This window comes from Amycolatopsis thermoflava N1165 (assembly GCF_000473265.1).
GTDB lineage: Bacteria > Actinomycetota > Actinomycetes > Mycobacteriales > Pseudonocardiaceae > Amycolatopsis_E > Amycolatopsis_E thermoflava.
Map to the genome: position 1 here is coordinate 1729421 of NZ_KI421511.1, position 9388 is coordinate 1738808.

General features: G+C 71.7%; 16 protein-coding genes. 2 read left to right on the forward strand and 14 right to left on the reverse strand.

The genetic code is table 11. The annotated features are described in order from the left end of the window. A complete protein-coding gene (locus AMYTH_RS0108655; protein WP_037322423.1) occupies positions 1–825 on the reverse strand; it encodes a class I SAM-dependent methyltransferase in 825 nt (274 codons plus the stop codon). A 186-nt stretch (positions 826–1011) separates the two neighbouring features. Between AMYTH_RS0108655 and AMYTH_RS0108660 the strand changes: the two genes are divergently transcribed. After that, positions 1012–1686, forward strand: a complete 675-nt coding sequence (locus AMYTH_RS0108660) for a response regulator (RefSeq protein ID WP_027929981.1) — start codon at positions 1012–1014, stop codon at positions 1684–1686. A gap of 21 nt (positions 1687–1707) precedes the next feature. On the opposite strand, the gene AMYTH_RS0108665 is transcribed toward AMYTH_RS0108660, so the two are convergent. From AMYTH_RS0108665 to AMYTH_RS0108725, 13 genes are all read right to left on the reverse strand, one after another. Continuing rightward, positions 1708–2079 (reverse strand): sporulation protein, encoded by a 372-nt coding sequence (locus AMYTH_RS0108665; RefSeq protein WP_027929982.1) that lies wholly within the window; start codon positions 2077–2079, stop codon positions 1708–1710. 171 nt (positions 2080–2250) lie between these two features. Beyond that, positions 2251–3087 carry a mechanosensitive ion channel family protein gene (locus AMYTH_RS0108670; protein ID WP_027929983.1) on the reverse strand — a complete coding sequence of 279 codons (837 nt, stop codon included), beginning with the start codon at positions 3085–3087 and terminating at the stop codon, positions 2251–2253. Positions 3088–3170: 83 nt separating this feature from the next. After that, on the reverse strand, positions 3171–3452 hold the full coding sequence (locus AMYTH_RS0108675) for a GlsB/YeaQ/YmgE family stress response membrane protein (protein WP_026153151.1): 282 nt from the start codon (positions 3450–3452) through the stop codon (positions 3171–3173). 65 nt (positions 3453–3517) lie between these two features. Further along, on the reverse strand, positions 3518–3808 hold the full coding sequence (locus tag AMYTH_RS0108680; protein ID WP_017982633.1) for a gas vesicle protein K: 291 nt from the start codon (positions 3806–3808) through the stop codon (positions 3518–3520). Beyond that, positions 3801–3992, reverse strand: coding sequence for a gas vesicle protein (locus tag AMYTH_RS0108685; protein WP_017982634.1), 192 nt, complete (start codon positions 3990–3992; stop codon positions 3801–3803). Before AMYTH_RS0108685 ends, AMYTH_RS0108680 begins: the two co-directional genes overlap by 8 nt. After that, positions 3989–4753, reverse strand: coding sequence for a GvpL/GvpF family gas vesicle protein (locus AMYTH_RS0108690; protein ID WP_027929984.1), 765 nt, complete (start codon positions 4751–4753; stop codon positions 3989–3991). The genes AMYTH_RS0108685 and AMYTH_RS0108690 overlap by 4 nt, the downstream gene beginning before the upstream one ends. Beyond that, entirely contained in the window at positions 4746–5102 is a 357-nt protein-coding gene (locus AMYTH_RS0108695; protein ID WP_027929985.1) for a gas vesicle protein, read from the reverse strand. The genes AMYTH_RS0108690 and AMYTH_RS0108695 overlap by 8 nt, the downstream gene beginning before the upstream one ends. Position 5103: 1 nt before the next feature. Further along, complete coding sequence (locus tag AMYTH_RS0108700) at positions 5104–5406, reverse strand: gas vesicle protein GvpO (protein ID WP_037322426.1); 303 nt, start codon at positions 5404–5406, stop codon at positions 5104–5106. A 7-nt stretch (positions 5407–5413) separates the two neighbouring features. After that, on the reverse strand, positions 5414–5659 hold the full coding sequence (locus AMYTH_RS0108705) for a gas vesicle protein GvpG (RefSeq protein WP_027929987.1): 246 nt from the start codon (positions 5657–5659) through the stop codon (positions 5414–5416). Between the two features lie 3 nt (positions 5660–5662). After that, the gene (locus tag AMYTH_RS0108710) at positions 5663–6427 is read right to left on the reverse strand and encodes a GvpL/GvpF family gas vesicle protein (protein ID WP_027929988.1); all 765 of its coding nucleotides are present in this window, start codon (positions 6425–6427) and stop codon (positions 5663–5665) included. Then, the gene (gene gvpJ, locus AMYTH_RS0108715) at positions 6424–6822 is read right to left on the reverse strand and encodes a gas vesicle protein GvpJ (RefSeq protein ID WP_027929989.1); all 399 of its coding nucleotides are present in this window, start codon (positions 6820–6822) and stop codon (positions 6424–6426) included. Before gvpJ ends, AMYTH_RS0108710 begins: the two co-directional genes overlap by 4 nt. After that, entirely contained in the window at positions 6819–7850 is a 1032-nt protein-coding gene (locus AMYTH_RS0108720; protein ID WP_027929990.1) for an SRPBCC family protein, read from the reverse strand. Before AMYTH_RS0108720 ends, gvpJ begins: the two co-directional genes overlap by 4 nt. A gap of 5 nt (positions 7851–7855) precedes the next feature. Beyond that, on the reverse strand, positions 7856–8449 hold the full coding sequence (locus tag AMYTH_RS0108725; RefSeq protein WP_027929991.1) for a hypothetical protein: 594 nt from the start codon (positions 8447–8449) through the stop codon (positions 7856–7858). Between the two features lie 293 nt (positions 8450–8742). On the opposite strand from AMYTH_RS0108725, the gene AMYTH_RS47760 reads away from it, so the two are divergent. Continuing rightward, positions 8743–9273, forward strand: a complete 531-nt coding sequence (locus tag AMYTH_RS47760; protein ID WP_051362593.1) for a helix-turn-helix domain-containing protein — start codon at positions 8743–8745, stop codon at positions 9271–9273. The last annotated feature ends 115 nt before the right edge of the window (positions 9274–9388 follow it).

The window sequence follows — 9388 nt, forward strand, 5'->3', positions numbered from 1 at the left end:
TCAGACGGTTGGCACCCGCGCCCAGGCGCTGACCAGCGGCGGCAGGATCGCGATTGCGCCGGCTTCCGTCGCCTCGGCGACCAGCCGGGCGGGCAGGCGGTCGAGGTCGGCGAGGTCGCCGACGTCCAGTCCGAGTTGGACGGCCACCGGCAACAGGGCGCGCCACACGCCCATCACGAAGCCCAGGATGTCCGGATCGGACAGTGGGCCGAGGCACGCGCCCATCGTCAAGGCGGGCATGGGCAGGCCGGCCGCGTGGAAGAGCCCCGGGAGCGCCGTGCCCGTCTCGGTGGTCGCGCCCGCACCCCGGAACGCCTGCACGATGATGTCCCGCACCCGGTCGAACAGCGAGATCTCCGGGGCACTGCGGGCGCCGCTGACGTCGAAGTCCTGGAAGGACACCAGGCCGCCCGGCCGGACCAGCCCGGCCAGCCGGCGCAGCGCGGCGGCCGGGTCCGGCAGGTGCATGAGGATCAGGCGGCCGATGACCGCGTCGAACGGCCGGGGCGCGTCCAGCTCCTCGATCGCGGCGTGGCGGAATGTGACGTTCGACAGCCCGGCCCCGGCGGCCCGCTGCGCGGCGAGGTCGAGGATCGAGGCCTGCGCGTCGACACCGGTCACCGACCCCGCGGGCCCGACGAGGTGCGCCGCGGCGATCGACACGTCGCCCGGGCCGCAGCCGACGTCAAGGACGCGCATGCCGGGTTCGAGCCCGGCCTGGCGCAAGGCGTGCTCGGTGTGGCCGCGGTAGAGGCGCCCCTGCAGGAGGAGCCGCTCGACCTCGGGATCGTGGTGCCCAAGCACATAGCCGGTTCCGGTGCTCATCCGCCCAGTCTCCCCGCGCTGCGGGCGGACCGGGGAAAACGGCCCGTTAACAACCGCCGGGAACGCACCGGGGCAGGTGGTGAGACGCGAAAGTGACCTTGGTCCCCGCCGGAGGTGACTTCCGCCGGGTCACGCGAGGTCCGGTGGGCTCTAGGTTGGGGAGGTCACCTGCGAAAGGGTCCTGCCGTGATCACCGTGTTCCTGGTCGACGACCACGAGGTCGTCCGCCGCGGCGTCGCCGAGCTGCTCGGCACCGACTCCGAACTCGAGGTCGTCGGCGAAGCGGCCACCGCCGCGCAGACCATGGCCCGGATCCCCGCGCTCAAACCCGACGTCGCGGTGCTCGACGTGCGCCTGCCCGACGGCAACGGCATCGAACTCTGCCGTGAGCTGCGGTCACGGATCCCCGGGCTCAACGTCCTCATCCTGACCTCCTACACCGACGAGGAGGCCATGCTCAACGCCATCCTCGCCGGCGCGGGCGGCTACGCCATCAAGGACATCGCCGGGCTGCACCTGGTGTCGGCCGTGCGCGAGGTCGGCTCCGGCCGCTCCCTGCTCGACACGCGTGCCGCGTCGACCCTGATGGCCAAACTGCGGGCGAACGCCGCCGACCACGGGCCGCTGGCCGGCCTCACCGACCGCGAGCGCACCCTGCTCGACCTCATCGGCGAAGGACTGACCAACGCGCAGATCGCCCAGCGCATGTTCCTCGCCGAGAAGACCATCAAGAACTACGTCTCCCGGCTGCTGGCCAAACTCGGACTGGAACGCCGCACCCAGGCGGCCGTGCTCGCCGCCAAACTCCAGACCGGCGAGCACGCCGACGCGCCCCGGCCCGGGGCGTCCGTGGTGCGCTGACGGCACCGCGCCGGCCAGCGGTCAGGGCGCGGGCACCGCCGCGGCCCGCGCGATGGCCCGGCGGGCGTGGACCTTCGCGATGCGCGAGCTGAACAGCAACACGGCCACGACGACCGCGCCCACGACGCCGACCAACCGGTTGACGTCGATGGCGGGCTCCCAGCGCAGCGTGCCGTCCTTGATGACGTAGGCCCCGGTCGGCTTGGCGGTCAGTCCGAACCCGCCGCCCTCGCCGTGCTGCCCCTCCTTGTCGACGCCGTCGCCGCCGCCCGCGCCGCTGGCGACGCTCGCCGCCGCGATCACCGTGATGCCGTCCTTCTCGTAGGGCTCGGTGTACACGAGCTTCGCACCGGCCGAGCTCTTCGCCTTCTCGATCAGCTCGTCGATCTTCATCGCGACCCTCCTGGAGACCTGTGGGATGAAGGCATCGTGGTGCGCCCGCGGCCCCGCGCGGAAGTGCCGATGGTCCCCGGGATTCACGACGAACGTCCGGCGCAGGCGAAATCCGCGCACGGCAAGCGAACGGGGCGCCACGAGTAGCGGCGCCCCGTTCGCTGCACGAGGTCAGGCCTGCGGCCGGTCCTGCGGCATCGTCCCGCTGCCCGGCGACGACGACGGCGGCATCGCCGCGGTCCGTTCCTGCGGCATCGTGGCGGTTTCGGCCGCGTGCCGCGGCGCCCCGGCGCCGGCTTCCCGTTCCGCGTCCTCGCGGCCGCGGCGGTAGGCCTCGGCCCTGGTGCGGGCCGACGGGATCTCCTCCTCGGCCCGGTTGAGCCAGCGGTCCCAGCGCTGCTGCATCGGCCGCATCAGGCCACCGCCCGCGCCGACGACCAGCACACCGCCGACGGTCGCGAGCAGTGCGATCAGCACCGGCCCGGTGACCGTGGTGGCCACGCCGATCTGGTTCAGCGCCGCGATGACACCGAAGGCGATCACCACGACCTGCACCATCTTCGCGACCAGCGGGCCGTAGCTGAGCCCGCCCATCGCGCCGCGGATCAGGTCGTGCAGCGCGCTGCCGACGGCCGCGGCGACGATCACGATGACGATGGCCACGATGGCGCGCGGCAGCCAGGCGACGATGGCCGCCAGGATGGCGCTGACCGGGTTCGGCCCGAACACGCCGAACGCCAACTGCAGGGCGATCAGCAGGACCGCGTAGTAGACGAGCGCGGCCAGCAGCCCGCTCGCGTCGTACCGGGACTGTTCCAGCGCTCGCTTGATCCCGCCGCGCTCCACGGCCCGGTCGAAACCGACCCGTTCCAGCACGACTTTGACGACCTTGCGCAACGCCTTCGCGACGAGCCAGCCGACGACCAGCACAACCAGGAATACGGCGAACTTCGGCAGGAACGTGATCACGGCTCCGACCGCGTCGTTCCAGAATTCGGTGAGGTTCATCTTTCACATCCGTGAACTGAGGGGACCGGGCGCCCGGCCCGGGCCGGAAACCGTGTCCGGACCGGGCCGGGCCGGGAAGGGGGTCAGTGCATGAGCTTGCGCCGGCGGCCGCCCCGCAGGGCGGTGGCCAGCGAGACCCCGAGGACGGCGAGCACCAGCTGGGTCAGCACTTCGAGCCAGTCGATACCGTCGGTGTCGGCGTACCCGACACCCCGGGCGATCGCGGTGCCTGCGAAGGCCGCGACGATACCGACGACGATGGTCAGCCAGATCGGGATGTTCTGCTTCCCCGGCGCCAGCAGGCGGCCGAGAACACCGATGACCAACCCCACGAGCAAGGCACTGATGATTCCGGATATAGCCATCGCAACTCCATTGTTCGGCGATGCTTCCGGATTCCCGGACAATTCCCGGCGAAACCTTTTTCACATCACCGCCGATCCGACAGCAACGGGCCGAGCGGGCCGAGATCGATGTTCAATTCCTCCGGGGACACCCCGAAATGCTCGCACAGTTCCGTCATGCGCTCGTCCAGGCGCATGAGCGTCAGCCCGATCGCCTCGACCTGCTCGTCGGTGAGGTCGCCGCGGTCGACCCGGCGCAGCGCCTGTTTCTCCATCAGTTGCCGCAGCAGTTCCACCACGGTCAGCACGAGGCCGGCCAGACCGCGCTCGACGCTGTCCGGATCGGTGTCGATGCGGCGCTTCGCGGGGTCAGTCATCGGCGGGCTGCAGGGCGCTCACGGAGGACAGCAGGGTCCGCAGCGAGATGTGCACGAGGTCGACGTCGGCGATGGACAGGGTGATCTCGCCGGTCACGACGACCCCGCCGGCGAGGACCCGGTCGAGCAGGTCGACCAGCGCCACCGGCTGGTCGGCGACGGGCGCGGGAACCGGTTCGGTCATGTTTCCTCCAAGGACGAGAACGAGTACGGCGGCCACGGCCCGGTGAGCTGCACCCGGATCGCCGGGCTGTCGTCGTCGCAGGCCGCCACCGCCTCGGCGAAGGTGCGCGCGTCGTCGTCGCCGACGAGGTAGGCGGCGTTGAGCACCATCTGCTGGTCGTCACCGGACAACGCCTTGCTCTGCAACGGGTGCAGGCGCGCGCCGGCGGCCAGCGCCGCGAGTCTGGAATGGACCTTCGCGGCCTGCTCGCGCGCGAGCCGTTCGGATTCCGCGCGCGCGTCCCGTTCGGCCCGGCGCCGGGCGAGGTACGCCGTCCCGGCCCCCCGGCGGGACGGCGTCTCCTCGCGCCCGGGCGGCGGCTCTCCGGCGAAGACCTTGACGCCCCACTCGGTCCGCCCGGCGACGCGGTCCAGGGTGCGCGTCAGCTCGTGCCCGCGGTGTTCGAGGACGCGGCGCACGCCGTGCTCGTCGCGGTACACCGTGGCCAGCCGCACCGGCACGACCGGACCGGCGCCGGCGAGGGCGCCGACCACGGCGTCGTGCGCGCGGGCCACGGCGCCGAGCCAGTCCAGGTCCTCCAGGTTGCGGTGCAGGGCCTCCTCGCCGAACGTCTCCAGTGGAACGTCGCCGACGACCGCCGCCAGCCCGCCTGCCTCCACCGTGCGCAGCGCTTCCCCGGCGACGCCGGGCAGTTCCCCTGCCGCGCCGGCGCCCTCCCGCCGGGTCACGGCGTAGAGCCAGATCCCGCTGTCCTCAGTCACGGTGCCGGTCCTCGATCACGGCGCGCTCGTCCGCGCCCTCCAGCTCCTCGACGCGGGCCCGCAGCTCGCGGTTCTCCCGCTGCAGCCGCGTGGTGTCGCCGGAGAGCCACGGATCGCTTTCCCACCAGTTGATCCCGACCTCCCGCGCGGTCTCCAGCGAGGCGATCACCAGCCGCAGCTTGATGGTCAGCAGTTCGATGTCGAGCAGGTTGACCCGGATGTCCCCGGCGATCACCAGGCCCTTGTCGAGCACTCTCTCGAGGATGTCCCCCAGGTTGGCGGGCTGGTGGTTGCCGAGCGCGGGGGACCCGCCTCCGCCCGGCGTGGTGGCCGGCTGCCCAGCGGCCATGTCAGGACACCCCGCTTCCGCTGTCGGCCCGGCCGCGGACGTACCGCTTGGTGCGCCGGTAGGCGAGCAGCTCGCCGTCCGCGCCGAGTTCCAGCTCGTACAGGGCCAGCATGTCGGCCGAGGACGGGATGCGCCGGTCCTCCAGCACTTCGAGCTCGACGAGCCAGCCGTCGTCGGTGGGTTCGACCGAGGTGACCGACACCGGGTTCCGGCTGATCAGCTCACCGGCGTGGGCGAGTGCCCGCGACGCCGCTTCCGGCGCGGACAGCGCGCCGTCCCCTTCGGCCTCATCGCGTGGAGCCACTGGCGGGTCACCTCTCCTTCTCGTCGGTCTCCGTCACGTTCAGCCGCCGCAGGACCTGCTGCTGGACCTCGGCCTCCTCCTCGGGCGAGATCTCCCCGGCCGCGCGTTTCTCCTCCGCCGCTTCGAGTTCGCGGCGGATCGACGCCGGCGCGGCGAGTTCCTCGTTGACCCGGCGCTGGATCAGCTCACCGAGCTGGATCACGCCGCGGACCGGCAGCAGCGGGAGGCCGAGGATCCCGGACAGCAGGCCCATCGGCTACGCCTCCGGCCGTTGTGTCACGACGAAGTCGTATGCCGCGAGCGGGCCCAGCAGGCGCACCTCGGCGCGGCCCGACCAGTCCCGCGCGACGCGGTCGACGGCTTCCTCCAGATCGGACTGCTTGGCCGTCTCGACGAGGCACGCGAGGTGCACCGCGTCCTCTTCGTGCGTCGGCTCGCGCGGGGCGATCTGGGCGCCGATCCCGGCGAGCGCGTCGGCGACCCGCTTGGTGTCGGCCTCGCGGCGGGCGGCGATCGCGTTGCCGATCCCCTCGCCCAGCGCGATCCGCTCGTTGCGCGTGGCGTCCTCGGACTTCCCGCGGATCGCCTCGCGCAGCTGGGCGAGCTGCTCGTCGGACTCGAGGATCTCGCGGAGGATGGTCTCCTCCACGTAGCGCGCCTTGACGACGTACTGCGCCTTGCCCTCCAGCTCGTCCAGTGCCGCGACGAAGTCGTCCTGGTTGGCTTCGAGCAGTTCGGTGCGCACGGCGTCCTCGTCGGTGACCACGGCGCCGAAGCGCAACGGCAGCACCGGCACCTCGGCAGCGGCCGCGTCGAGCAGCGACGCGTGGGCGGTGAGGTCCTCGGGCCGCCCGAGCGGCTTGTCCCTCGGCACCTCGCTCACCAGCGCGGCGATCCGGTCGTGCTTGACCGCGCGGACCTCGGCGGGCGGGTCGCCGACGCCGCGGGCCTCCGGATCGGTCTCCACGTCGGACGGCACGATGCCGTACACGTAGACCACCGTCTCGCGCTCCTCGGTCATCGCCCACCGTCCTTCCGGCGCCCGGCGCGCTCCGGCTCCTCGTTGCCGCCGAGGAGGTCCTGCAGCTTGTCACCGGCGGCTTCGAGCGCTCCCCGGGTCTTCGCCTTGGCGCCGCCGGAGGTCACGTCCTCCAGCAGGTCCGGCAGACCCTTCTGCTCGGTGTCGGAGATGTCGAGCCGGTTCACCGCCTCCGCGAACCGCAGGTAGGTGTCCACGCTCGCGATGACGACCCGCGCGTCGATGGTCAGCAGTTCGATGCCGACCAATGACACGCGCACGTAGGCGTCCAGGACGAGTCCCTTGTCCAGGATCGTGTCGATCACGTCCGCGAGACTGCTGGAGGTGGGCCGGTCCAGGCCCCCGCCACCGCCCGACGGCTGCACCGCTGTCGTCATCGCCTGCTCCCCCGTCCTCTGCCCGCCGACGCCCGGGTGCGTGTACGCCGCGCCGGCGGTTCCTCGGCCTCTTCTTCGGGTTCTTCTTCTTCGGGTTCTTCCTCGTCGGGCGCCTCGGCCTCGTCGGCCTCGGGTTCCTCGGGTTCTTCCTCGTTCCCGGGTTCCTCGTCGCCGTCCTGGACCTCGCCGTCGTGGATCTCGCCGCGCCAGCCCTCCACGTCGTCCGGGTGCAGGATCGCCTCGGTCATCACGTGCCGCTGGAAGTGCTTGAGCTCCAGCCGCGCGCGCCGCCCCTGGGCCCGCCAGATGTTGCCGGTGCGCTCGAACAGCCCCTGCGGGTGGTACTCCAGCACCAGCACGACGCGGGTCAGGTCCGGGGTCAGCTCGTGGAAGGTCACGGCGCCGTCGACGTGGCCCTTCTCGCCCTCGGACCGCCACACGATGCGCTCGTTGGGGACCTGTTCGAGGATCGTGGACTCCCACGTGCGGTGCGACCAGAAGATCTGCGCCTTCCACGTCAGCTTCTCGTCGCTGGTCTGGTCGACGTTCTCGACCTTCTTCATGAAGCGCGGGAACTCGGTGAAGCGGGTCCACTGGTCGTAGACCAGGTCGATCGGGGCGCCGATGTCGGCCTGCTCGACGATGTTGGTGACCTTGAGCTTGCCGCCCCCGCCCCCGCCACCGCCGCCGCCGACGGCGTCCTTCACCTTGTCCGCGAGCCCGGAAAGCCCGCCCTTGACCGCGCCCATCATGGCCTTGCCCTTGACGCTGGGCTTGCCGCCGGTGACGGCTTCGATCAGGCCGCCACCGCCGCCACCCGAGGCGTAGTCCTGCAGGCGGCCGGAGGTCGAGGTGATCCGGTTCGCCAGCGAGGTCGACGCGCGGGTGGTGACCGCGCCGGCCAGTTTGCGCAGGGCTTCGGTCAGCTCGGTGGACGGCTTCGGCGCGGCGTCGGCCACGCCGGAGACCGTGTCGGTGGCCGCGCCGGTGGCCTTGTCGAGGGTCTTCCTGATCTGGTCGGTCGCCATGGCGCTCACCTCCGCGCCCGGCGGACCGGGGTGCGGGCGGCAGCCGCCCGGCCGGTGCGGCGCGCCCGGGTCGGAGCGGGCTCTTCGTCTTCGTCTTCGTCCTCGGGCTCGGGTTCCGGTTCGGCCCGGCGGCGCCGGGTGGCGGTGCGGCGGGCGCGCGCCGGTGGCGCGGGCTCCTCCTCGGGCTCCTCCTCCGGCTCCTCCTGGGTCTCTTCGTCCTCTTCGGGCGCTTCTTCGGACCGGTCCTCGGTCTCCTCGTCAGTCTCCTCCGGCTCCTCTTCCGCGCCCTCGTCCCCGGACGGGCGCTTGGCACCGTCCTGGAGACGTTCGCTGAGCGACTCGATGCGCTGCGAGGCCGCCGTCACCGCGGCCGCCTTCGCCGCGCTCAGCAGCTGGTCGCGGGCGACGTCGGTCAGTTTCGTCAGCTCCGCGGACGATCCGAGCTGGCTCAGGCCGTTCTGCAGCAGCTTCCCCGGCGTGACGCCGGTCTTGCCGGTCGCCCCCGCGGCCGCGATCATCAGCGCCAGGCGCATCTTCTTCGTGCGGCCCAGTAGGTAGCCGAGCCCGACACCGAGGGCGACACGCGATCCTGCCTTCATTCGTAAGTCCTCCTGACTCCGGCGATTGGCGAGTCCTGCCGACAACCCACGCGCCACCCCCCGAACTCATCGGGGCGAGCAGGATGTACCGGCCGAGAACTACCCCGCGGCCACACCGGAAAAACTGCGAGTGGCGCGCGAAAAACAATTTCCAGGAAACGATCTCTCTTCAAGATCTACTCACGGCTTGCCTACTGGCGCGTAAGAAACGCGGTTCAACAGCTCGTCTTGCGCGGCGGCGTCCGAGGTGGACTTATACTCCGGGCAAATCGCCGCGACAATTCACCGGGAAAATGGGTGACGAAACGAGTACCGATAGCGAGGGAATCGAGAGCGGATCCGCTGTCACCGGAACCGCGGCGAAGTTGCTGTCGGCTGCCCGCGGGCAGCGGCGAATGTCGCAACGGGAACTGGCGCGCCTGGCCGGCGTGCCACAGTCGACGGTGGCGACGATCGAGGCGGGCCGCCGCCAGCCGTCGGTCGCGATGCTCGAACGCCTCCTGCGCGCCGCGGGGTTCCACCTGGCCACCGAACTGGTGAACACGCTGCGCCCGAGCGAACTCCTGGAGCGGCAGCGCCGGAGCGTCACCGAGGTCCTCGCGCGGTACCCGGTCACGCGGGCGTGGCCGACCGGCCCCGCCGCGCGCGGCGAGGACCGCCCGGACTCCGACCTCGACCTGGTGGTGGCGCTACGCCCCGGCGCGGCGCCCGGCGATGTCGCCGGGCTGGCCGGGGAACTGTCCACGGTGCTCGGCTGCCCGGTCGCCGTGACGACCGGCGACCCGGGCGGTGGAGAGAACTTCTTCTACACGCGCACGGCTTAGGTCGTGTCCTGTTGGGGATCCGGGCGACCGCGATCCCGTCGAGCAGCGGCAACAGTTGCGGGTTGTCGCCGGCGTGACCGCGGGTGAGCAGCACGCGCATCGGCAGGCCTCGCCA

Bases quoted from the DNA above. Each gene is read 5' to 3' on its own strand.
- AMYTH_RS0108675 (WP_026153151.1), bottom strand. From the start codon at position 3,452: ATGGCTATATCCGGAATCATCAGTGCCTTGCTCGTGGGGTTGGTCATC.
- AMYTH_RS0108705 (WP_027929987.1), bottom strand. From the start codon at position 5,659: ATGGGCCTGCTGTCCGGGATCCTCGGCCTCCCGCTGCTGCCGGTCCGC.
- AMYTH_RS47760 (WP_051362593.1), top strand. From the start codon at position 8,743: ATGGGTGACGAAACGAGTACCGATAGCGAGGGAATCGAGAGCGGATCC.
- AMYTH_RS0108670 (WP_027929983.1), bottom strand. From the start codon at position 3,087: ATGAACCTCACCGAATTCTGGAACGACGCGGTCGGAGCCGTGATCACG.
- AMYTH_RS0108695 (WP_027929985.1), bottom strand. From the start codon at position 5,102: ATGGCCGCTGGGCAGCCGGCCACCACGCCGGGCGGAGGCGGGTCCCCC.
- AMYTH_RS0108655 (WP_037322423.1), bottom strand. From the start codon at position 825: ATGAGCACCGGAACCGGCTATGTGCTTGGGCACCACGATCCCGAGGTC.
- AMYTH_RS0108685 (WP_017982634.1), bottom strand. From the start codon at position 3,992: ATGACCGAACCGGTTCCCGCGCCCGTCGCCGACCAGCCGGTGGCGCTG.
- AMYTH_RS0108725 (WP_027929991.1), bottom strand. From the start codon at position 8,449: ATGAAGGCAGGATCGCGTGTCGCCCTCGGTGTCGGGCTCGGCTACCTA.
- AMYTH_RS0108720 (WP_027929990.1), bottom strand. From the start codon at position 7,850: ATGGCGACCGACCAGATCAGGAAGACCCTCGACAAGGCCACCGGCGCG.
- AMYTH_RS0108665 (WP_027929982.1), bottom strand. From the start codon at position 2,079: ATGAAGATCGACGAGCTGATCGAGAAGGCGAAGAGCTCGGCCGGTGCG.
- AMYTH_RS0108680 (WP_017982633.1), bottom strand. From the start codon at position 3,808: ATGACTGACCCCGCGAAGCGCCGCATCGACACCGATCCGGACAGCGTC.
- AMYTH_RS0108710 (WP_027929988.1), bottom strand. From the start codon at position 6,427: ATGACCGAGGAGCGCGAGACGGTGGTCTACGTGTACGGCATCGTGCCG.
- gvpJ (WP_027929989.1), bottom strand. From the start codon at position 6,822: ATGACGACAGCGGTGCAGCCGTCGGGCGGTGGCGGGGGCCTGGACCGG.